This is a genomic window from Arthrobacter sp. R4, assembly GCF_051365025.1.
In the GTDB taxonomy this organism is placed as follows: Bacteria; Actinomycetota; Actinomycetes; order Actinomycetales; family Micrococcaceae; genus Arthrobacter.
Genome location: NZ_JBLWIJ010000022.1, coordinates 14,106 through 34,797, shown reverse-complemented (window position 1 = coordinate 34,797; position 20,692 = coordinate 14,106). Strand labels below are relative to the sequence as shown.

Annotated in this window: 21 protein-coding genes and 1 tRNA gene; 7 read left to right on the top strand and 15 right to left on the bottom strand. The window is 64.4% G+C overall.

Annotated features, from left to right (window positions below):
* Positions 1–50: 50 nt before the first annotated feature.
* From ACLKOZ_RS14230 to gcvH, 5 genes are all read right to left on the bottom strand, one after another.
* Positions 51–647 carry a MerR family transcriptional regulator gene (locus ACLKOZ_RS14230; protein WP_066290467.1) on the bottom strand — a complete coding sequence of 199 codons (597 nt, stop codon included), beginning with the start codon at positions 645–647 and terminating at the stop codon, positions 51–53.
* 237 nt (positions 648–884) lie between these two features.
* Positions 885–1,388: a bifunctional nuclease family protein gene (locus tag ACLKOZ_RS14225; RefSeq protein ID WP_066285823.1), complete on the bottom strand. Its 504-nt coding sequence runs from the start codon at positions 1,386–1,388 to the stop codon at positions 885–887.
* Entirely contained in the window at positions 1,388–2,104 is a 717-nt protein-coding gene (gene ftsR, locus ACLKOZ_RS14220; protein ID WP_337347725.1) for a transcriptional regulator FtsR, read from the bottom strand. Before ftsR ends, ACLKOZ_RS14225 begins: the two co-directional genes overlap by 1 nt.
* 23 nt (positions 2,105–2,127) lie before the next feature.
* Positions 2,128–2,598, bottom strand: a complete 471-nt coding sequence (locus ACLKOZ_RS14215; RefSeq protein WP_337347854.1) for an FHA domain-containing protein — start codon at positions 2,596–2,598, stop codon at positions 2,128–2,130.
* A 143-nt stretch (positions 2,599–2,741) separates the two neighbouring features.
* On the bottom strand, positions 2,742–3,128 hold the full coding sequence (gcvH, locus tag ACLKOZ_RS14210; RefSeq protein ID WP_337347724.1) for a glycine cleavage system protein GcvH: 387 nt from the start codon (positions 3,126–3,128) through the stop codon (positions 2,742–2,744).
* A 117-nt stretch (positions 3,129–3,245) separates the two neighbouring features.
* Here gcvH and ACLKOZ_RS14205 point away from each other — a divergent pair, with 117 nt between their 5' ends.
* On the top strand, positions 3,246–4,115 hold the full coding sequence (locus tag ACLKOZ_RS14205; RefSeq protein ID WP_436475888.1) for an Fpg/Nei family DNA glycosylase: 870 nt from the start codon (positions 3,246–3,248) through the stop codon (positions 4,113–4,115).
* A 50-nt stretch (positions 4,116–4,165) separates the two neighbouring features.
* Here the strand turns inward: ACLKOZ_RS14205 and ACLKOZ_RS14200 are convergent.
* From ACLKOZ_RS14200 to ACLKOZ_RS14155, 10 genes are all read right to left on the bottom strand, one after another.
* A tRNA-Pro gene (locus tag ACLKOZ_RS14200) sits at positions 4,166–4,242 on the bottom strand.
* A 147-nt stretch (positions 4,243–4,389) separates the two neighbouring features.
* The gene (gene der, locus ACLKOZ_RS14195) at positions 4,390–5,940 is read right to left on the bottom strand and encodes a ribosome biogenesis GTPase Der (protein ID WP_337347722.1); all 1,551 of its coding nucleotides are present in this window, start codon (positions 5,938–5,940) and stop codon (positions 4,390–4,392) included.
* A gap of 10 nt (positions 5,941–5,950) precedes the next feature.
* Positions 5,951–6,628 (bottom strand): lysophospholipid acyltransferase family protein, encoded by a 678-nt coding sequence (locus ACLKOZ_RS14190; protein WP_436476106.1) that lies wholly within the window; start codon positions 6,626–6,628, stop codon positions 5,951–5,953.
* A gap of 31 nt (positions 6,629–6,659) precedes the next feature.
* Positions 6,660–7,373, bottom strand: coding sequence for a (d)CMP kinase (gene cmk / locus ACLKOZ_RS14185; RefSeq protein WP_436475886.1), 714 nt, complete (start codon positions 7,371–7,373; stop codon positions 6,660–6,662).
* Positions 7,373–8,482 (bottom strand): prephenate dehydrogenase, encoded by a 1,110-nt coding sequence (locus tag ACLKOZ_RS14180; RefSeq protein ID WP_436475884.1) that lies wholly within the window; start codon positions 8,480–8,482, stop codon positions 7,373–7,375. The genes cmk and ACLKOZ_RS14180 overlap by 1 nt, the downstream gene beginning before the upstream one ends.
* Before the next feature lie 3 nt (positions 8,483–8,485).
* On the bottom strand, positions 8,486–9,679 hold the full coding sequence (locus tag ACLKOZ_RS14175) for a pseudouridine synthase (protein WP_337351500.1): 1,194 nt from the start codon (positions 9,677–9,679) through the stop codon (positions 8,486–8,488).
* A 111-nt stretch (positions 9,680–9,790) separates the two neighbouring features.
* Positions 9,791–10,453 carry an SMC-Scp complex subunit ScpB gene (gene scpB, locus ACLKOZ_RS14170; protein ID WP_337347718.1) on the bottom strand — a complete coding sequence of 221 codons (663 nt, stop codon included), beginning with the start codon at positions 10,451–10,453 and terminating at the stop codon, positions 9,791–9,793.
* Entirely contained in the window at positions 10,450–11,262 is an 813-nt protein-coding gene (locus ACLKOZ_RS14165; protein WP_436475881.1) for a segregation and condensation protein A, read from the bottom strand. Before ACLKOZ_RS14165 ends, scpB begins: the two co-directional genes overlap by 4 nt.
* Before the next feature lie 7 nt (positions 11,263–11,269).
* Positions 11,270–12,169 (bottom strand): ParA family protein, encoded by a 900-nt coding sequence (locus ACLKOZ_RS14160; RefSeq protein ID WP_104140710.1) that lies wholly within the window; start codon positions 12,167–12,169, stop codon positions 11,270–11,272.
* Between the two features lie 259 nt (positions 12,170–12,428).
* Positions 12,429–13,775 (bottom strand): cation:dicarboxylate symporter family transporter, encoded by a 1,347-nt coding sequence (locus tag ACLKOZ_RS14155; RefSeq protein WP_436475878.1) that lies wholly within the window; start codon positions 13,773–13,775, stop codon positions 12,429–12,431.
* A 141-nt stretch (positions 13,776–13,916) separates the two neighbouring features.
* On the opposite strand from ACLKOZ_RS14155, the gene ACLKOZ_RS14150 reads away from it, so the two are divergent.
* From ACLKOZ_RS14150 to ACLKOZ_RS14125, 6 genes are all read left to right on the top strand, one after another.
* Positions 13,917–15,557, top strand: coding sequence for a sensor histidine kinase (locus ACLKOZ_RS14150; RefSeq protein WP_436475876.1), 1,641 nt, complete (start codon positions 13,917–13,919; stop codon positions 15,555–15,557).
* The gene (locus ACLKOZ_RS14145; protein ID WP_436475874.1) at positions 15,554–16,267 is read left to right on the top strand and encodes a response regulator; all 714 of its coding nucleotides are present in this window, start codon (positions 15,554–15,556) and stop codon (positions 16,265–16,267) included. Before ACLKOZ_RS14150 ends, ACLKOZ_RS14145 begins: the two co-directional genes overlap by 4 nt.
* A 120-nt stretch (positions 16,268–16,387) precedes the next feature.
* Entirely contained in the window at positions 16,388–17,029 is a 642-nt protein-coding gene (locus ACLKOZ_RS14140) for a GntR family transcriptional regulator (RefSeq protein WP_436475872.1), read from the top strand.
* Between the two features lie 11 nt (positions 17,030–17,040).
* The gene (locus tag ACLKOZ_RS14135; RefSeq protein WP_436475870.1) at positions 17,041–18,561 is read left to right on the top strand and encodes an MmgE/PrpD family protein; all 1,521 of its coding nucleotides are present in this window, start codon (positions 17,041–17,043) and stop codon (positions 18,559–18,561) included.
* On the top strand, positions 18,562–19,467 hold the full coding sequence (gene prpB / locus ACLKOZ_RS14130; protein ID WP_436475868.1) for a methylisocitrate lyase: 906 nt from the start codon (positions 18,562–18,564) through the stop codon (positions 19,465–19,467). It begins immediately after the preceding gene.
* A 66-nt stretch (positions 19,468–19,533) separates the two neighbouring features.
* A complete protein-coding gene (locus tag ACLKOZ_RS14125; protein WP_337347711.1) occupies positions 19,534–20,673 on the top strand; it encodes a bifunctional 2-methylcitrate synthase/citrate synthase in 1,140 nt (379 codons plus the stop codon).
* The last annotated feature ends 19 nt before the right edge of the window (positions 20,674–20,692 follow it).

Below are 20,692 nucleotides of genomic sequence, written 5' to 3'. Positions count from 1 at the left end.
CGTGAAAAAGGCCACCTTCCTTTGGAAGGTGGCCTTTGAAGTTCTAGGGTTTAGCCGGTTTTTCGGGCAGCACGGCGCTTGCTGAGTTCGTCGTCCGGAAAGGACTGTTCGGCCGCATGCTCGCTCGGGAGGGACGCCAGGCTGCCTTCGACCTCCCGCCACACTCGGCCGACCGCAATGCCAAACACGCCCTGGCCACCCTGGACGAGATCGATGACTTCATCGGCGGACGTGCACTCATAGACACTGGCGCCGTCGCTCATCAGCGTGATCTGGGCGAGGTCTTCCACGCCCCGTTCCCGCAGGTGTTCCACCGCGGTCCGGATCTGCTGCAACGAGACCCCGGTATCGAGGAGCCGCTTAACCACCTTCAGGACAAGGATGTCCCGGAAACCGTATAACCGCTGCGAACCGGAGCCGGCAGCACCTCGAACGGCAGGTTCCACGAGGCCGGTACGTGCCCAGTAATCAAGCTGCCGATAGGTGATTCCGGCCGCCTTGCAGGCAGTCGGTCCGCGGTAACCCGCGTCTTCGTCGAGAACTGGCAGATCTTCGGTAAACAGAAGGCCCTGGGCACCGCTCGCGGGCACGGCAACACCAGCCGTCGAGGGCTGTTTCAGCTCGCCTGCTTCGCCTTTGGGACTCACCTGGATCCTCCTTGTCATAAGCTCCCGGGGGAAAACTGCGGCAGCCTGAACCGGAACGAAGTCCATGCATGTAATTTCCTGGGGTCGCACCTTACAGTGTGACTTGCGCGGCTGCCGTAAGCAATGGGAACTTGATACCTTCGACGTTAGGCCTGCAAAGACCCAAGGTCAAAGACGTGCGGCTGTTTGGCAGGGCGTGTCGAAACTTTCAGCCTCAACTTTAACCTTAACGTGATGTCAGCCGTCGAAATCTTCCGGTTCAACGTCGTCCAGGAACTCCCGGAAGCGGCGCAATTCACGTTCTTCATCTACCGTTGGCCCGGGCTCGGTGTCTTCGCCTTCATCGTGTTCGGTGATGCGGACCCCGGCCTCATCCATCACGGAGTCGGCACACCAGATCCGGCACTTGGCCCGCAGCGCGATGGCCAGCGCATCTGAGGCACGTGAGCTGACGGTGGTTCCGTTCTCGAACTGCAGCTGGCCGTAGAAGATGTTGTCCTCGACGGCCACGATGTTAACGCTGACTACGGAGTGGCCCAGGGATTCAACGACGTCGACGAGGAGGTCGTGCGTCATGGGGCGGGGTGGGACCACGCCCTGCTGGGCCAGGGCGATGGCACTGGCCTCCGGCGTGCCGATCCAGATGGGCACGTGGCGTTCGCCGTGGATCTCGCGAAGCAGCACCAGCGGCTGGTTGGAGGGAAGTTCGATCCGAACCCCTACGATCTCGACTTCGATCATCAGATGTCCATGCGTGAGATGTGATCCTGCACCAGGGCCCGGTGCAGGGTGAGGCAGAGGTCGCTGATTTCGCGGGCCGCTTCGGCCGCACGGGCCTGGGACGCCGAGTCCTTGCGCGATGCGAGGGGCGCCACTGCACGCTCCACGAGCCCGAATTCACGTTCGGCCGCGGCTTGGAATGGCCGCAGGTGCCGCGGTTCCAGGCCGTGGCTTTCCAGCTGTACGCAGGCGCGCGCCACCTGCAGGGCGTGCTCATCAAATTTGCCGTTGCTGTGGCTGATCAGCCCGAAGCTAAGCAGCGACTGCAGCAGCGGGACACTGGCTCCGGACTCGGTCCGAAGCTGCTCCTCGCTGAGCTTCCGGCCACGGTTCTGCAGCTCGGCTGCCAGCTCATCTGAGACGATCCGCGGTGAAACCACGACGCCGGGCGGAAGGTTCTCCGGCCGTTCTCCCCTGTCGATCGCGTCGAGGTAGTCCTTGATGACTTTGAGGGGAAGATATTGGTCCCGCTGAAGTGCCAGAACAAACCGGAGGCGTTCGACGTCGCCGTCTGAGTACTGCCGGTACCCCGCCGGGGTACGGCGCGGATTGATAAGTCCCTTCTCTTCCAGGAACCTGATTTTCGACGCAGTCATTCCAGGAAACTCCCCGCTGAGCTGGGCGAGAACTTCCCCGATGTTCAGGACCTGCGGTCCCCGGCGTTCCGGTTGTGCCATTGCCACAGGCAACTGCCCCGGGATCAGACGCGGCCTGCAGCGCGGGCAGGGCTCAGGTAGAAGGTGAGGCGGAATTTGCCGATCTGGACTTCGCTTCCGGACTTCAGTTCAACGCTGTCCACGCGATCGTGGTTGACATACGTGCCGTTGAGGCTGCCTTTGTCCACCACTTCGAAGCTGCGCGGCGTACGACGAAACTCAACATGGCGGCGGGAAACGGTGACGTCGTCCAGGAAGATGTCGGCGTCAGGGTGGCGCCCGGCGGTGGTGACGTCAGAGTCCAGCAGGAAGCGGGCACCGGCGTTGGGGCCACTGTGGGCAATCAACAGCGCCGACCCGGCGGGCAGCGCCTCGACGGAGCTGCGCTCGTCCATTGAGAGCTTGGGGGTAATGGTGGGTTCTTCGGTGACGGGCGTGAGATGGATCGAGGTGGTCTCCGAAGCCTTGCCTGTACCGTAATCCCCATCGGCAGGGTTTTGCTTGTGGCCAACCATGGCTTCCTCCTCTTCCGCTGCAGCGTCACCTGCAGTCAACATGTCCCCTCCGGGCCTGCTTCGCGGGCCCGGTTCCGGACGCCGGATCCGGCCATTGACGTGCGAAGACGTCGTGTGGCCGGACCGGATGAACCGGTTAGCTTTCAGCCTACCTGTTGTTCGTACTCCGATGCACTGAGCAGCGACTCCACAGCGTCAGCTTCAGCCAGTTTGACTTCAATGAGCCAGCCGTCACCGTAGGGATCGGAGTTGATCAGGGCAGAATCGGTGTCCAGCGAGTCGTTGCGGGCTACGACTTCACCGCTGACCGGGGCGTAAATGTCGCTCACGCTCTTGGTTGACTCAACTTCGCCCACTACCTCGTTCGCGGTGATCTTGGTACCCACCTCGGGCATCTGTGCGTAGACAACGTCTCCGAGGGCGTCCTGGGCGAAGTCGGTGATGCCCACGCGGACCACGCCATCGGCGTTGGGCGCGGACACCCATTCGTGCTCTGCGGTGTAGGACAGGTCTTCGGGAATGTTGCTCATCTGGGGCCTTTCGTCGAGTCAAACACCAATGTCAACGGGGCCTGCAAAACAAGCCGCCGCTGAAAGTATAGGCACAACTCCCGGGGCGTTCGAGGAGGATTCTGACATGATGGGGGCATGCCCGAGCTTCCCGAGGTTGCAGGCCTGGCTGACTATCTGGACGGCCATCTGCGCGGTACGGTCCTGGACCAGGTCCAGGTTGTGTCCTTCGCCGTGTTGAAGACGGCGGATCCGCCTTATACCGAGTTGTACGGCCGGGCCGTGACGGGGGTCCGCCGCTTCGGTAAATTCATCTGCATCGACGCCGGCGGCTTGTCGCTGGTTTTTCATCTCGCACGGGCCGGCTGGGTCCGGTTCACGGACTCGCCGAGCAACTCTGAACTCCGTAAGGGCAAAGGCCACATCGCTGTCCGGATGGCCTTTTCCGGTGACAATGGCCGGCACGGAATGGACCTCACCGAAGCAGGCACCAAGAAGAGCCTGGCAGTCTATGTGGTGCGCGAGCCACAGGATGTGCCGGGAATCGCCGCGCTTGGCCCGGATCCCTTCAGTGCGGAGTTCGACGCCGATACGCTGGCCGGGATCCTCCGCTCCAGTTCCCAACAGATCAAGGGGCTGCTGCGGAGCCAGAGTGTCATCGCCGGGATCGGAAACGCCTACAGCGACGAGATCCTGCACGCCGCAAAAATATCGCCCTTTGCGATCTCCAAGTCCCTCGACCAGGGACAGGTCCGGGTTCTCTACGACGCCATCCACAGTGTCCTTGGCACGGCACTAACCGAAGCCCGCGGCAAGCCGCCCAGCGAACTGAAGGACGTCAAACGGAGCCACATGCGGGTCCACGCCCGGACGGGTGAGTCCTGCCCGGTATGCGGGGACACGGTCCGGGAAGTTTCGTTCGCGGACACCTCGCTCCAGTACTGCCCCACATGCCAGACCAATGGAAAGGTCCTGGCGGACCGGCGGACCTCAAAGTTCCTGAAATAACAGCAAACGCAAAAGCACCCCGGAGAAATTCTCCGGGGTGCTTCCGTTTTTGGTCGGGCTGACAGGATTTGAACCTGCGACCCCTTGACCCCCAGTCAAGTGCGCTACCAAGCTGCGCTACAGCCCGTTAGTTCCGCCGTTCTCCGCTGCGTTTACTCCTGATGTTAGCCAGGATTTCAACTCAGCAGTCCGGCCGAACCACCTTGAAAAGCTTACACGATGCCAGAGGGTGCCTGTGACACTTTCCGGCATCGGATCAGCTGGTGTGTCGCAATTAACGCTTCTTGCCGCGCTTTTCGCGGACGCGCATGTTGACCTCGATGGGTGTGCCTTCGAAGCCGAACGTCTCCCGCAGGCGGCGGGTGATGAAGCGGCGGTATCCGGGGTCAAGGAACCCGGTGGTGAACAGGACGAACTTCGGCGGGCGGCTGGATGCCTGGGTGCCGAACAGGATGCGGGGCTGCTTTCCGCCACGGACGGGGTGGGGGTGTGCCGCCACGAGTTCGCCGAGGAAGGCATTCAGGCGCCCGGTGGGGATGCGCTTGTCCCAGCTCTCCAAGGCAAGGTCCAAAGCAGGGACCAGGCGGTCCTTGTGCCAGCCCGTCAGCGCGGAAATGTTGACCCGGGGCGCCCAGGCCACGTGGGCCAGGTCCTGTTCAATTTCGCGCTCCAGGTACGTCCGGCGTTCGTCGTCGAGCAGGTCCCACTTGTTGAACGCCAGGACCAGCGCCCGGCCGGATTCGATGGCCAACTGCAGGATCCTGACGTCCTGTTCGCTGAGGACTTCGTCCACGGCCAGCAGGACGACGGCGACTTCCGCCTTCTCCAAGGCAGCCTGGGTACGCAGCGAAGCGTAGTAGTCGGCGCCTTGGGCCATGTGCTGGCGGCGCCGGATGCCGGCCGTGTCAACGAACCGCCAAGTACGGCCACCGAGTTCGATGAACTCATCCACGGGGTCGCGCGTTGTGCCGGCGGTGTTGTCCACCACCACACGCTCCGAGCCTGCCAGCTTGTTCAGCAGGGAAGACTTGCCCACGTTGGGGCGTCCGATCAGCGCGATGCGGCGCGGGCCACCCGAGCGCTCCAGTCCTTCGATCGTGGAGAACTCCGGGAGGGTGTCCATGACATGGTCCAGGAGGTCGGCGACACCGCGTCCGTGCAGGGCGGAGACCGGGTACGGCTCGCCAAAGCCGAGGCCCCACAGTGTGGCCGAGTCGGCCTCCTGGGCAAAGTCGTCCACCTTGTTCGCCACCATGATGACGGGTTTCTTGCTGCGGCGGAGCATCTTCATGACACCCTCATCCGTGGCAGTTGCGCCCACGGCGGAGTCAACAACGAACAGCACGGCGTCGGCAAGTTCGACGGCCATCTCAGCCTGCTCGGCCACGCGGGCGTGGATGCCGCGGGCATCGTGCTCCCAGCCGCCGGTGTCCACGAGCGTGAAGTTGCGCCCGTTCCAGTGAGCCGAGTACATCACCCGGTCCCGGGTAACGCCCGGAGTATCTTCCACCACGGCTTCGCGGCGGCCCAGGATGCGGTTTACCAGGGTGGACTTGCCCACGTTCGGGCGCCCGATAATGGCCAGGACGGGGTCCAGCTTGACCGGACCGTCGAAGTCCTCGTCGTCGTACCCGCCGCTGAGCAGGGCGGCGTCGTCCTCATCAAGTTCGTAGTCTTCCAGGCCCGCACGGAGGGACGCTGCGCGCGTCTCTGCTTCTTCGTCGTCCAGGGCAGCCAGCCGCTCGGCCACCTGGTCTGTGCCGGTGGGCGTGTATTCGTCTTCGCCGGCGCCGAAGTGGCCGGAGGTTTGAGTCGTATCGCTCATTGCACTTTCCTTAGTGGTCATCTGCCGGCGTCCCGGCTACTGCTGGTTCAAGCGGTTGGTCCGCGTGGGGCAAAGGCTGCCCACTGAGTCTGATTGCATCCTGGACGTGCCCTGCCAGCGCAGCGCGGATTTCCATTCCCGCCCTGTCCATTGAAGCACGCCCGGTTTCACCGGGATTGCGGCTTAGCGTCAGGGCACCGCCGAAGCTGACATGGAACCGCCGCCCCGGCCTGGGAACAGTGTCCAGGTGTTCATCGCCGGTCCTGGTCCCCAGGATGGCCACCGGTACTACCGGCGCCCCCGAGTTCAGCGCCAGCCATGCCACGCCATTGTTGATGTCCGTTGCCTGGCCGCTCCCCCGGGTACCTTCGGGCAGAATCCCGACGCAACGGCCGGCGTCGAGCACGTCCTTGCAGAGCAACAGCGCCGCACGGTCACCGGAGCGGTCCACGGGAAGCTGGCCGGATGCCCGCAGGACCCGGCCGAGGAAACCTTTGAACATCTCTTTCTTGACCAGGATGTGCATGGGCCGCGGCGACGCACCGAACATCACCGGCCCGTCCAGGAAACTGATGTGGTTGCCGGCAAAGATCACTGGTCCCCCGGTAGGGACATTGTCCCGGCCGGTCACCGACGTGCGGTACACCGCATGGTCCAGGATCCAGCCAACCGGCCGGCTCCAAGCCATGGTCCAGCCGGCGGGGAGCTTCGCGCCGCCGTCAGTCACGGTTGAGGACCTTGGTGACAATCACGAGGGCGGCGTCCACGGTTTCTTCGAAGTCCAAGTCCGAGGAATCGAGCGTCACCACGCCGTCGGCGGCCTGGGTGAAATTCACCACCGTGGAATCCTTGGCGTCGCGGTGGATTACCTGGGCGGCGAGCTGCTCGGCGTTCTGGGTACCACCGAGCTGGATGCCGCGACGGCGAAGCCTGGCTTCCTCGCTGGCGGTCAGCAACATCCGGACTTCTGCCCCGGGCGCGACGACGGTAGTAATGTCCCGACCTTCCACCACCATCCGGCGGAGGTGCTTTTCAATCAGCTCACGCTGGCGGCGGATCAGCTCGGTCCGCGCACCCAGCGTTGTGGCCACGGAACTGACGGCCGAGGAAATGGCAGGTTCGCGGATGGCGTCGGCAACGTCGACCCCATCAACCCGCACGTAGTCCTCGTGGGGACTGGTGCTTAGCTCCAACACGAGGTCCCGTGCAGCCTGCTCCACGGCCGCGGCGTCGTTGAGGTCGACTCCGGTGTTCACGCAGAACCACGTCAGCGCCCGGTACATGGCCCCTGTGTCCAAATAGGCGAGCCGCAGCCGGCGCGCAACTTCCTTGCTCACGCTGGACTTGCCGGAACCTGACGGGCCGTCGATTGCCACGACGAGGGGCCGTCCCAAGCGCAGGGCGGGCAGGGTGTCGAGGAGTTCCTGTGTCATTACTGCAGTACCCGCCATCCGCGGTCGTTGAGTGCTTCGATCAGGTGGTCGTGTTTGTTGGGCAGGACGGAGAGCTCCACCATGCCGACATTCTGGCCTGACGAATGGTCCAGCCGGAGGTCTTCCACGTTGACGCCGATCTCGCCAATCTCGGTGAGGAGAAGGGCGATCTGGCCCGGCTTGTCGTCCACCAGGACGGTGAGCCAGGAGTAGGCCTGCGGCGGGCCGCCGTGTTTACCGGGAATGCGTGCTTGGCCGGCGTTGCCTTCGCTGATCAGCTGGGCGAGATCCAGCCGCGCGCCCGGTGCGCCGGGCGCCTCCAGCGTGCTAATGAGGCGGTTCAGGTCCTCGCGGACACCGTAGAGGATCTCCACCACTTTCCGGGCGTTGCCGCCCAGGATCTGCACCCACAATGTGGGATCGCTCGCGGCGATCCGGGTGACGTCCCGCAGGCCGTTGCCTGCAAGCGAGAGTGCGTGCAGCGGCGTTCCCTGCAGGCGGCTGGCCAGCAACGAGGACATCACCTGCGGCAGGTGCGACACGAGGGCCACAGCCTCATCATGTTCGTCTGCCGTGAACTGGGAAACCACGGCGCCCAAGTCCGAGGCCAGGGCCCGCGCCACCCGCGTGGCTTCAGCCGAGGACTCATCCGACGGACAAACCACCCAGGGCATGGACGTAAACAGTTCTCCCCGGGCCGCAACAGGCCCGGACTTTTCCCGGCCGGCCATGGGGTGGCTGCCAACATAGCGGGAAAGGTCCGCACCACGGGCGCGCAGGTCAGCCAGAATGTCAGCCTTAACGCTGGCGATGTCCACCACCACGGATTCCGGGTACTGCGCCAATGCGCCCGCGACGACGTCGGCGGTCACATCCGGTGGCGCCGCCACGACCACGAGTTCCGGTGCGGCGCCTTCAAGTTCCGCCAGCGGCAGCCCCGCCCCGATATCGACGGCGACTGCCTGGTTGGTGGGCGACGGGTCAGACAGGTACACAGGCACGGCGCGGCCACGCAGCCCCAGCCCGATGCTGGCGCCGAGCAGCCCCGTGCCGATCACTACGACCGGTCCGTTCAGGTGTCCGCGGCCGTACGTACGAAAAGCGGACATGCGTCAGAGCCCTACGGATGCCAGCAGGTGGCCGACTTCCTGCTTGCCCAGGTTCCGGATGCTGCCCTGTCGCTGGTCGCCCAGGCCGATGGGACCCACTTTGACGCGCACCAGGCGCAGCACGGGGAAGCCCACGGCGTCGAACAAGCGCCGGACAATCCGGTTCTTGCCAGAGTGCAGGACAACTTCGATCAGCACGTGGCCCGGGGTGGAGTCCACCAGCTTGAAGGAGTCAACGGAGGCGAAGCCGTCTTCGAGTTCCACGCCTTCCCGTAGCTGGGCGCCGATTCCCTGGGGGAACGGTCCACGGACCTGCACCAGGTAGGTCTTGGGAACCTCGTAGGACGGGTGCGTCAGGCGGTTGGCAAGTTCGCCGTCGTTCGTGAGCAGCAGCAGCCCTTCGGTGGCGACGTCCAGCCGGCCGACGTGGAACAGGCGTTCGCCCTGGTGGGTCTTCCGCACAAAATCGCTGATGCAGGGGCGGCCGTCGGGGTCTTCCATAGTGGACACGACGCCTTTGGGCTTGTTGAAGACCATGTAGACGAGGTTTTCGTCCAGCTGGATGCGGAGTCCGTCGACGTGGATGACAGCGGTCTTGGGGTCCACCCGGACACCCAGCTCGGTGACAACCTGGCCATCGACCTCGACGCGGCCCTCAGTGATCATCTCTTCGCAGACCCGTCGTGAGGCGACGCCGGCCTGTGCCATGACCTTTTGCAGGCGGATGCCATCGGCGTCGTGCAGTTCAGACTGCGGGACGTCGCCGCGGGGACCGCGCTTGCGCGAAGGCTTGCGCACGGGGCCAAGGTTCTGTCCGAACCGTTCACTGCCGAACGCGCGGGATGCCGCTGCCCCCGGCTTGCCCGTGCGTGGTTTGGGCTTGAGCGCGCCGGGCGTGCCGGGAGCCTTCTTGGCGCCCGGTTTGCGGGCGGCGGGCTTCCGCGATGAGGGGGCGGCCGGCTTCCAGTCGGATGCGCCGCGGGCGGGCTGGCCTGCGGCTGCCTCGTCGGGATCGACAAAGCGTTCCTCGCGGGGCTTGGGTGCCTTGTGGGGGCGGTCGCCGCCGCCGAACCCGGCATTGCGCTTTCCGGCGGCGCCGCGGAAACCGCCGCCCGCTGCGCCCTGTGGTGAATTACGTCCTGAACTGTTACGTCCTGAACTGTTACGTGGTGAACCCTGGCGTCCCGCCTGTGTCATGACCCGTCCTTCGATATTTTGACCGGCACGTTGTCCAAGGACAACACTAGCCAGCCGTGCAGAATAAATCTGCCCTGATGAATACTCTTGTGTGCAGGCAGGATGCCCCGCCTACATTCTTCCGGCGTCGTAGAACTCCTCGATGCCTTCAAGCCCCGGAAGATGGGGTGAAAGCTGAGGCAACTCAGCCACGGAGCCTATTCCCATCCGCTCCAGGAAGTACGATGTGGTCCGGTACAGGACGGCGCCTGACTCCGGATCGTTTCCGGCGTCTTCGACCAGCCCGCGCTGCGTAAGTGTCCGCACGACCGAATCAACGTTTACTCCCCGAATTGCAGACACCCTCGCCCGGGAAACGGGCTGCCGGTAGGCGATGACGGCCAAAGTTTCCAGCGCCGCCTGCGTGAGCCTGGCAGTCTGGCCCTCCAGCACAAACCGGCCGACGATGTCGGCGAAGTCCGTGCGTGAGTAGATCCGCCAGCCACCGGCGATGTTCCGCAATTCAAAACCCCGGGGGCTGGCGCTGAAGCCAGCATCGCTGGCAACGTCCATGTCCGGGGCTTTAACAGTATAGCCGTTATACTCACGCTGCAGTTCCGCCAGCAACTGCTCGACGACGGCGACAGTCAGGTTCAGGCCTGCGGCGAGTTCGGTGGCCGTGGCCGGCTGGTCCAGCACCATCAGCACAGCTTCGACCGCGGCTTTCGCTCCGCCCGGGAGGTTCCAGACGTCAAGGCCTTCATCTGCTGCGGACGCAGAGTCATCTTCGGTCACGGCTGCTCCTCGTATTCTTCACTCAGGTTCTCGGTGGACCAGTCCCGGCCGTCTGCCGTCCAGTGCACCGTCAGGTCGCCCAGCGGGCTCAGCTGGTCGAAGGACACCGCCTTGTCGCGGAACATTTCCAGCAGTGCCAGGAAACGCGCCACTACCACCAGCGTGGACTCGGCGTCGGCGATCAGCGCACGGAAGGTCAACGGATTCCCCAACTGGAGGCGCAGGCCCAGTATTTCTGCCTGCTCCTTCACACTAACGGCGCTGCCATGCAGGTGGCCCAGCCCAACTTCAGTGGGTTTGGGAGCCTTGGGTTCCAGCGCGGCTTCGGCCATCCGGGCGAACTGTTGGGGCGTGTGCTTCCAGACCAGCTCGGGGAGCATGGCGGCGAAGTGCTCCTCCAGGGCAACCTGGCGTGGAAAACGCCGGGACTCCTCTTCCAGGGTCCCGCCGATCAGGCCCGCGACCTGCTTGAAAGCCTTGTACTGCAGGAGGCGGGCAAAGAGGAGGTCCCTGGCTTCGAGGAGGGCGATGTCGTCGTCGTCCTCGACTTCGCCGGCGGGCAGGAGCCGGGCGGCCTTGAGGTCCAACAATGTGGCCGCAATAACGAGGAACTCGCTGGCCTCGTCCAGAGCCCAGTCCTCCCCCAGCTTCTGCAGGTTCCGGATGTATTTGATGAACTCATCGGTGACAGTGGCAATGGCCACCTCGGTGATGTCCAGCTGGTGCTTGGCGATGAGGCCCAGCAGGAGGTCGAACGGACCCGTGAAGTTGGCCAGCCGCACCTCAAAGCCGGGCTTGGACTCAGCCACCGCCTGGCTAGGGTGCGCCGCCGCGCGAAATCAGCTCTTTGGCCAAGCGGCGGTAGGCATCCGCGCCGATGTGGTTGCCGGCGTAGCTGGTGATCGGCTCAGCGGCCACGGTGGCGTCAGCGAACTTGATGGAGCGCTTGATCACGGTTTCGAACACCTTGTCTCCGAAGGCCTCCACCAAGCGGGTGATGACTTCACGGCTGTGGAGCGTGCGGGCGTCATACATCGTGGCGAGGACGCCGTCCACCTGGAGGCGTGGATTGAGCCTGTCCTGGACTTTGTCGATGGTCTCCACCAGGAGGGCAACGGCGCGAAGGGCAAAGAACTCGCAGATCAGCGGGATGATCACGCCGTGGGCGGCAGTCAGGGCATTGACCGTCAGCAGGCCCAGCGAGGGCTGGCAGTCGATGAGGACGACGTCGTAGTCGTCTTCGACCTTCTTCAGGGCCCTGTCCAGGACCTGCTCGCGGGCAACCTCGTTGACCAGCTGCACTTCCGCGGCAGAGAGGTCGATATTGGCGGGCAGCAGGTCGACGTTTTCAACGCCGGTCTGGTGGATGGCGTCGCGGATATCGACCTTGCGGTCCATCAGGACGTTGTAGACAGTGAGGTCGAGTTCGTGCGGGTTGACGCCGAGGCCGGCTGAGAGGGCACCCTGCGGATCAAAGTCGACCAACAGCACCCGGCGGCCATATTCAGCAAGGGCTGCTGCCAGGTTGATGGTGGAGGTGGTCTTGCCGACGCCGCCTTTTTGGTTGACCATGGCGATCACGCGCGCCGGACCGTGGGAGGACAGCGGGGCGGGTTCCGGAAATTCGCGGTGGGGGCGCCCGGTGGGACCCATCACGGCGTCTTCCAGATCGAGTTCCGTGCCTTCCAGAGTTGCCGAACCCTGTTCGCTGCTCACGTATCTATCCACACTTTCGATGACGGTGATTTACCTGCCGCTGGAAGTCCAGCGCCGTTCCTGCTTTTCACCAAGGCTACAGGCCCCGACACGGTATTCGAGGGAACTTGACTTTGCGTGCATTCTGAGCCTTTACCTTCTGGTAGAGGTCGAAGGTTAGGCTTCCTCGCGCGCAAAACGCCCGCACAGCCGGAGCTGTACGGGCGTCTTGGCGGATGGTATTCCGGCTTGGCCAGCGGGCCTTCGCCGGGACGGTTACCTAGACTGTGGCCGGTACCGGCTTGGCTTCAACCGGGCGCTCCACCGGCTCGCCATGGCCAGCGATCATGGTCTCTTCGTCGAAGGGAACCTCGCCGGAGAGGACGCGGCCAACCTGCCCGTTGTCGATCTCTTTGACCCACGTGCCGATCAGGAGGGTGGCAACAGCGTTGCCCGTGAAGTTGGTCAGGGCACGGGCTTCGGACATAAAGCGGTCGATTCCGACGATCATGCCGACGCCGCCAAGAAGCTCCGGCTTGTGGGCCTGCAGTCCGGCGGCCAGCGTGGCCAGGCCCGCACCGGTGACACCGGCTGCACCCTTGGAGGCGATGATCATGAAGATCAGCAGCGACAGCTGGGCGCCGAGATCCAGCGGGGTTCCCATGGCGTTGGCGACGAACAGCGACGCCATTGTCAGGTAGATGGCGGTGCCGTCCAGGTTGAAGGAGTAGCCCGTCGGGACGGTGACACCCACCACCGGCTTGGAGACACCCAGGTGCTCCATCTTGGCGATCAGGCGCGGCAGGGCTGCTTCGGAGGAAGAGGTGGAGAAGATCAGGAGGTATTCGCGGGCCAGGTACTTCATCAGCTTGAAGATGTTGACGCCGGTCACTACCTGGAGCAGGCCGCCGAGGATCACCACGATGAAGAGGGCGCAAGTGATGTAGAAGGCAGCCATGAGGGTGAACATGCTCACGATTGCCGCGAAGCCAGTGGCGCCGACTACAGCAGCGATGGCACCGAAGGCGCCCACCGGAGCAAGCCACATGATCATGATCAGGATCCTGAACACAACCACCTGGCCGTGGCCGATGGCTTTGAGGACAGGAGCGCCCTGCGCGCCCATCTTCTGGAGGGCGAAGCCTACGAGGATGGCGGCGAAGAGTGTGGGCAGGACGGGGATGTCGCCCGGAATGATACCCAGGAGGAAAGCAACCGTGCTGTCTACTTCGGCCTTCTTGTTGGGGTCGTAGGCCGCCAGCTTCAAACCCTCACCCGGGTGGATCAGGTTGCCAACGACAAGGCCGATACCCAACGCAAAGGTGGACATGAGGACGAAGTAGCCAAGGGCCAAGCCGCCCACCTTGCCGACGGTGGCAGCCTTGGCGATGGAGCCGATGCCCAGGACGATCGTGCAGAAGATGATGGGTGCGATCATCATCTTGATGAGCTTGATGAAGCCGTCGCCGAGCGGTTTCACTGATTTGCCGACTTCGGGGAACAGCAGACCGACGAGGGCGCCCAGGATCACGGCGGCAATGACGGCAATGTAGAGGTAGTGGGATTTGTCCAGGCCCTTGCGGGCGGCCTTGGCAGGCGCTGCTGACTCTCCTCGTTGAGAAGCCATGATGTGTCTCCTTATGGATAATCTGGTAGACGCTGCGGCGCATTCTCTGGGCTCATCGCGTCGGTCCGGTGTGATATCCATCATTGGGCAGGTCGTGACTTAGCTCACCGTTGCGTTCATATTGGTCATGGGAGGTGCTTGATGATCCACCGCTGGAGTATCGCCCGCAGGCTCTTTGTGGCGAACCTGGTCATTGTGCTGGCGTTCATCGGTATCGGGGGAACCGCCACGTATATTGACGCCCGGGACCGCAGTTACGAGGAGGCCGGACGCAGAATGACCGGAGTGGCCGCCGCGATCGCGGCCAACCCGCTGGTCCTGGAGGCTGCGGACACCCCGGATCCCTCGGCGTTGCTGCAGCCGTATGCCCTCGACGTCATGGCCGGATCAGGGGCAGACTTCGTCACCATCATGGCGACTGACCGGACACGCTGGACGCATCCCCGGGACGAGGAACTCGGCCGGCCCTACATCGGCTCGATCGATGCCGCGCTTCGAGGCGAAGTGTTCACCGAGGTGACGGCCGGGACGCTGGGGCCGTCGGTGCGCACCATTGCTCCGGTCAAGGACGCGGCGGGTAACGTCAAGGCACTGGTTGCCGCGGGGGTCACGGTCCGGACGGTGGACGTTGCCCTGTCCGGGCGGTTGCCCGCACTGCTGGCCTTGGGCCTGGCGCTGCTGCTGGGCGGGTCCCTAGCTTCCTGGCTGCTGGGCCGCTACCTGCGCCGCGTGACCCGTGGATGGGGGCCGGAGCAGCTCGCCCAGCTGTTTGCCTATTACGAGTCCGTCCTCCATTCTGTCCGCGAGGGCCTCATCCTGATCGACACCCGGGGCCGCGTGGTGATGTACAACGACCAGGCAGCCGAACTGCTGGGACTTGTTCCCCATGGTTCAGGGGATGACCCGTCCCGACCTCCTGCCCTCTCGGACCTCCCTCTCACGGAGAGCCTGAAAGATCTCTTTGAATCCGGCCGCACCGCCCACGACGAGATCCATCTGACGGGCCCCCGGATTGTGGTGGTGAATCAGGGCCCCGCCCAGGCACCGGATTCCCCCGGAACCCGCCGCCCCGCGGTATACGGGACCGTGGCCACCATCCGGGACCGGACGGAGATCGAGTCGCTCGGAAGTGAACTCGAAACCATGAAGACGCTCTCCGACGCCCTCCGCGCACAGACCCACGAACACGCCAACCGGCTGCACACCATGGTTTCCCTGCTGGAGCTGGGCCGAACCCGCGAGGCACTCGAGTTCGCCACCAAGGACCTGGAGCTCAGCCAGCAGCTGACCGACGAGATGGTCAGCTCCGTGGACGAGCCCGTACTGAGCGCGCTGATCATGGGAAAGGCCGCGGAAGCAAACGAACGCGGCGTTAAACTGACCCTGACCACCATGGGGTCCGCTTCGGTGGCAGGACTGGCGGTCCAGGACCTCGTCACCATTCTCGGCAACCTGCTGGACAACGCGATCGACGCCGCGGCGGACGGCACTTCCCCCAAGCGCGTGGAGCTAACAGTGGAGTCCGATGTCGAGGGCCTGGATATCACTGTCAAGGATTCAGGTCCGGGAATCGACCCGGCCGCCGTCGACAATATCTTCAAGCATGGCTTCAGCACCAAGGCGACCGGCCCCTTCGGCCGCGGCGTGGGCCTGGCCCTGGTGCGGCAGGCGGTGCAGCGGCTGGACGGTACCATGACCATCACAGGCACGGATGGGGCACAGTTCCATGTCTTCCTTCCGGCCATTGCCGCCGGAACCGACAAAGAGGAGCAGTTCCAGTGAGCGATATCCGCGTCCTCGTTGTTGAGGACGAGCCGGTGGCCTCCGCGGCGCACGCGGCCTATGTGGGCAGGCTGGAGGGCTTCACCCTGGCCGGCACCGCCCCCGACGGCCAATCCGCCTTGCGGCTGCTCTCCGAGTTCGTCGCCTCGGGAGACCCTGTTGAACTCGTCCTGTTGGACATGAACCTCCCGGACCTCCATGGCCTGGACATCGCCAGGCGGATGCGTGCGGCAGGGATCCTGGCAGACATCATCGCCATTACGGCTGTCCGGGAACTCGCCATCGTCCGGAGCGCCGTAGCAATCGGGGTAGTGCAATACCTGATCAAACCGTTTACGTACGCCACTTTTGCAGACAAGCTCGCCAGCTACCGGCTCTTCCGGCAGCAGCTGGCCAGCCCCGAGCCGGGCTCCAAAAAAACCGGGGCCTCACAAAGTGACGTTGACCAGGCATTCGCCAGCCTCCGGGCCCCGTCCGAGATGCCGCTGCCCAAGGGATTGTCCATTTCCACGCTTGAATCAGTACAAGAGTTTATGAAGGGACGGTCCGAAGCCGTCTCTGCCACCGAGGTGATGGAGGCACTGGGCATGTCCAGGGTTACCGCGCGGCGCTACCTGGAATACCTCGCGGACGCCGGAACGGCCTCCCGCGCACCGCGCTACGGCACCCCGGGCCGGCCCGAAAACGAATACCGTTGGAGCGGCCGCTAACCGCCAAGACCTCGACAATGTATACATAGCGGTTATTTACCGACAGATTTTGCACGTTTCCCCGTTTATAGAGGCGTCTATGTATACACTGGTGCCATGCAACCAGTGAAGGGTCAGAGCATGCGCGCCAGTGACCGCGCCTATGCGGCACTCCGCGATGACATCGTTCAGTGGCGGCTACTCCCGGGCACCCTGCTCGCCGAAGTGGAGCAGTCCGAGCGCCTGGGCGTCTCCCGCACGCCCCTTCGGGAGGCGCTGGGCCGGCTCACCGCCGAAGGGCTGACGACGGCGGCAGGAGGCCGCGGCGTCGTGGTTACCGGTATCTCGCTGGAGGACATCGATGAGTTGTTCGAGCTCCGCGAAACCCTCGAAGGCAGGGCTGCGGAACTGGCAGCCGAACGCGGCAATCCGGACGTTTTTGCGCAGCTCCACCGGGCACTGCTGGACGCGCCGGCCCTGATCAGCGGTGACGATCCCGCCCGCAACGACTACTACGCACTGGTGGCCCGCCTGGACGCGGCTATCGACTCCGCTGTCTCAAACACCTACCTTGCCCAGGCCATGCGGGGCCTTCGGGTCCACCTCGTCCGCGTGCGAAGGCTCGCCGCCGACGACGCCGTCCGTCTCGCTGCCGCGGCTACCGAGCACGCCGCCATCGCCGAGGCCATCGCCGATCGCAATCCGCGCCTGGCCCACGCCGCCACCACAGTCCACCTGCACCGCAGCCTTTCGCATATCAAAGCCACCCACACACCCCAGTAAAAGGAGCCCTCATGGTTAAGGAAAACCACGTCCGCGTCTACAAGAGCGAGGAAAACCTGGCCCGCGAGGACCAGTTGGCCCACAAGATTGCCGTAGTTGCCGCGGACCCTGTCGGCGTCACTGATGACGTCACTGAGATGATCATCAACCGCGTGATCGACAACGCTTCGGTTGCCGTCGCCTCGTTGAACCGTGGCCCGATTGTGGCGGCCCGTGCCCAGGCCCTGACGCACGGCCCAAGCACCGGCGGGAAGGGCGCGAAGGTTTTCGGCATCGGCGAGCGCGTGTCCCCCGAGTGGGCTGCATGGGCCAACGGCGTCGCCGTCCGCGAACTCGATTACCATGACACGTTCCTGGCCGCCGATTACTCCCACCCGGGCGACAATATTCCGCCGATCCTGGCTGTTGCCCAGCATGTGGGTTCCAGCGGGGCGGACCTGGTCCGGGCCATCGCCACCGGGTATGAGATCCAGGTGAACCTGGTCAAGGCCATCTGCCTGCACAAGCACAAGATCGACCACGTGGCCCACCTCGGCCCGTCCGCGGCCGCTGGCATCGGCACCCTGCTGGGGCTCGACGTCGAGACCATTTTCCAGTCGGTGGGCCAGGCCCTGCACACCACCACCGCGACCCGGCAGTCCCGCAAGGGTGAGATTTCCACGTGGAAGGCCCACGCCCCGGCCTTTGCGGGAAAGATGGCGGTCGAAGCGGTGGACCGGTCCATGCGCGGGCAGACTTCCCCCGTGCCCATTTATGAGGGTGAAGACGGTGTGATCGCGTGGATGCTGGACGGTCCGGACGCCTCGTACATGGTGCCGCTCCCCACACCCGGGGAGGCCAAGCGCGCGATCCTGGACACCTACACCAAGGAACATTCCGCCGAGTACCAGGCCCAGGCGTGGATCGACCTCGCCCGCAAGCTGAACCGCGAGCACCCCGAAGCCACCGACCCGGCGAACGTGGCATCCGTGCTGATCAGGACCAGCCACCACACGCACTACGTGATCGGCTCCGGCGCGAACGACCCGCAGAAATACTCCCCCACCGCATCACGGGAAACGCTGGACCACTCCATCCCGTACATCTTCACCGTCGCGCTGCAGGATGGGTCCTGGCACCACGTGGACTCCTACTCCCCCGAGCGTGCCGCCCGGCCGGACACCGTGGAGCTCTGGCACAAGGTCACCACCGAGGAAGACCCCGAATGGACCCGCCGCTACCACTCCCTGGACATCAACGAGAAGGCCTTCGGCGGGTCCGTGGAGATCACGCTCACCGACGGCACCGTCATCCGGGACGAGATCGCCGTGGCCGACGCCCATCCGTTGGGCGCCCGGCCATTCGCCCGGGCACAGTACATCAACAAGTTCCGCACCCTTGCCGCCGGACTCGTGGAGGAGGCGGAGATCGAGAGGTTCCTCGCCGCCGTCGAACGCCTCCCCGAACTCACCCCCGGGGAACTGGACCAGCTGAACATCACCGCCGCCCCCGGCGTAATCGACTTCGACGCCGCGCCTAAAGGACTGTTCTAGATGCTGTACTCCACCGTCACCCCCGAGCAGAAGCGCATCCGGTTCCGCGAACTCCTCGCCTCCGGCACGGTTCAGCAGTTCCCCGGCGCGTTCAACCCGCTCTCGGCCCGGCTGATCGAGGAGAAGGGCTTCGCCGGGGTCTACATTTCCGGCGCGGTCCTCGCCAATGACCTCGGCCTGCCCGATATCGGCCTGACCACGCTCACCGAAGTGGCCACCCGGGCCGGGCAGATCGCCCGGATGACCGACCTGCCAGCCATCGTCGACGCGGACACAGGGTTCGGTGAGCCCATGAACGTGGCCCGCACCGTCCAGGAAATCGAAAACGCCGGCCTCGCCGGACTGCACATCGAGGACCAGTTCAACCCCAAACGCTGCGGCCACCTCGACGGGAAAAACGTGGTGGACCTGGACACCGCCACCAAACGCATCCGCGCCGCCGCCGACGCCCGCAGGGACCCGAACTTCCTGATCATGGCCCGCACCGACATCCGCGCAGTGGACGGGCTCCAGGCAGCCCAGGACCGTGCCAAAGCACTCGTGGACGCCGGAGCGGACGCCATCTTCCCCGAAGCCATGAAAGACCTCACCGAGTTCCAGGCCATCCGCGACGCCGTGGACGTGCCCATCCTGGCCAACATGACCGAGTTCGGCAAAAGCGACCTCTTCACCGTGGACCAGCTCCAGGGCGTCGGCGTCAACATGGTCATCTATCCCGTGACCCTCCTCCGTAGTGCCATGGGCGCCGCGGAGCGTACGCTGGAATCGATCAGGTCCGACGGCACCCAGGAGGCCCAGGTAGAGAGCATGCTGACCCGTGCGCGGCTGTACGACCTCGTGGATTACGAGGCCTACAACCGGTTTGACACCGGAGTCTTCAATTTCAAGATTCCAGGTACCCGCTGACCCGCAACCATCCAAGGCTTCCGGCTTCGGCCGGCACACTGGCACAAGGAACGAAGGAGTTTCAGCATGGCTGAAAATGAGATCAAAAAGGGCCTCGCCGGCGTCGTGGTGGACTACACCGCGGTGTCCAAGGTCAACCCCGACACCAACTCACTGCTGTACCGGGGCTATCCGGTCCAGGAACTCGCCGCCCGCTGCAGTTTCGAGGAGGTTGCCTATCTCCTCTGGAACGGCGAGTTGCCCACCCCGGAGGAGCTAGCCGCCTTCACCGCCCGGGAACGGGCCGGACGGCCCCTTGATCCTGTGGTCAAGCAGGTTATCGACGCACTGCCCACCAACTCCCACCCGATGGACGTCTGCCGGACGGCCGCATCGGTCATGGGCGCCCGCCACGAACTGGCCGAGGATTCCTCGCGCCAGGCCAACATGGACAAGGCCATCGACCTGTTCGCCGCGATGCCCGCGGTGGTCGCCTACGACCAACGCCGCCGCCACGGCCAGGAACCCGTCGAGCCCCGCGATGACCTGGACTACTCCGCCAACTTCCTCTGGATGACCTTCGGGGAAGAGCAGGTCCCCGAGGTCGTCGACGCCTTCAACGTCTCCATGATCCTGTACGCCGAGCACTCCTTCAACGCTTCCACCTTCACCGCACGGGTCATCACGTCCACCCTCTCGGACCTGCATTCAGCCGTCACCGGCGCCATCGGCGCGCTCAAGGGCGCGCTCCACGGCGGCGCTAACGAGGCCGTGATGCACACCTTCGACGAGATCGGCATCCGGCCCGAGGAATCCCTGGAGGATGCCGCCGCCCGGGCAAAGACCTGGATGGAGGACGCCCTGGCCCAGAAGAAGAAAGTCATGGGCTTCGGCCACCGCGTCTACAAGCACGGCGACTCCCGGGTACCCACCATGAAAGCCGCCCTGGACAAAATGATCGCCCACTACGGCCGCCCTGAACTCCTGGGCCTCTACAACGGGCTGGAAACCGCGATGGACGAGGCCAAAGGCATCAAACCCAACCTCGACTACCCCACCGGCCCCACCTATCACCTCATGGGTTTTGACACGGCCACCTTCACTCCCCTGTTCGTCGCCAGCCGCATCACCGGCTGGACCGCGCACATCATGGAACAGCTGGACTCGAACTCGCTGATCCGTCCGTTGAGCGAATACAACGGAGTCGAGGAACGGCACCTGCCGTAAGTGCAACCAGGCGAGTACG

Excerpts from the sequence above, each read along its gene's own strand:
- ACLKOZ_RS14180 (WP_436475884.1), bottom strand. The coding sequence starts at position 8,482 with ATGTCCGCTTTTCGTACGTACGGCCGCGGACACCTGAACGGACCGGTC.
- ACLKOZ_RS14215 (WP_337347854.1), bottom strand. The coding sequence starts at position 2,598 with ATGGTTGGCCACAAGCAAAACCCTGCCGATGGGGATTACGGTACAGGC.
- ACLKOZ_RS14135 (WP_436475870.1), top strand. The coding sequence starts at position 17,041 with ATGGTTAAGGAAAACCACGTCCGCGTCTACAAGAGCGAGGAAAACCTG.
- ACLKOZ_RS14225 (WP_066285823.1), bottom strand. The coding sequence starts at position 1,388 with ATGATCGAAGTCGAGATCGTAGGGGTTCGGATCGAACTTCCCTCCAAC.
- ACLKOZ_RS14155 (WP_436475878.1), bottom strand. The coding sequence starts at position 13,775 with ATGGCTTCTCAACGAGGAGAGTCAGCAGCGCCTGCCAAGGCCGCCCGC.
- der (WP_337347722.1), bottom strand. The coding sequence starts at position 5,940 with ATGAGCGATACGACTCAAACCTCCGGCCACTTCGGCGCCGGCGAAGAC.
- gcvH (WP_337347724.1), bottom strand. The coding sequence starts at position 3,128 with ATGAGCAACATTCCCGAAGACCTGTCCTACACCGCAGAGCACGAATGG.
- ACLKOZ_RS14190 (WP_436476106.1), bottom strand. The coding sequence starts at position 6,628 with ATGGCTTGGAGCCGGCCGGTTGGCTGGATCCTGGACCATGCGGTGTAC.
- ACLKOZ_RS14205 (WP_436475888.1), top strand. The coding sequence starts at position 3,246 with ATGCCCGAGCTTCCCGAGGTTGCAGGCCTGGCTGACTATCTGGACGGC.
- prpB (WP_436475868.1), top strand. The coding sequence starts at position 18,562 with ATGCTGTACTCCACCGTCACCCCCGAGCAGAAGCGCATCCGGTTCCGC.
- ftsR (WP_337347725.1), bottom strand. The coding sequence starts at position 2,104 with ATGGCACAACCGGAACGCCGGGGACCGCAGGTCCTGAACATCGGGGAA.
- ACLKOZ_RS14125 (WP_337347711.1), top strand. The coding sequence starts at position 19,534 with ATGGCTGAAAATGAGATCAAAAAGGGCCTCGCCGGCGTCGTGGTGGAC.
- ACLKOZ_RS14150 (WP_436475876.1), top strand. The coding sequence starts at position 13,917 with ATGATCCACCGCTGGAGTATCGCCCGCAGGCTCTTTGTGGCGAACCTG.
- cmk (WP_436475886.1), bottom strand. The coding sequence starts at position 7,373 with ATGACACAGGAACTCCTCGACACCCTGCCCGCCCTGCGCTTGGGACGG.
- ACLKOZ_RS14140 (WP_436475872.1), top strand. The coding sequence starts at position 16,388 with ATGCGCGCCAGTGACCGCGCCTATGCGGCACTCCGCGATGACATCGTT.
- ACLKOZ_RS14175 (WP_337351500.1), bottom strand. The coding sequence starts at position 9,679 with ATGACACAGGCGGGACGCCAGGGTTCACCACGTAACAGTTCAGGACGT.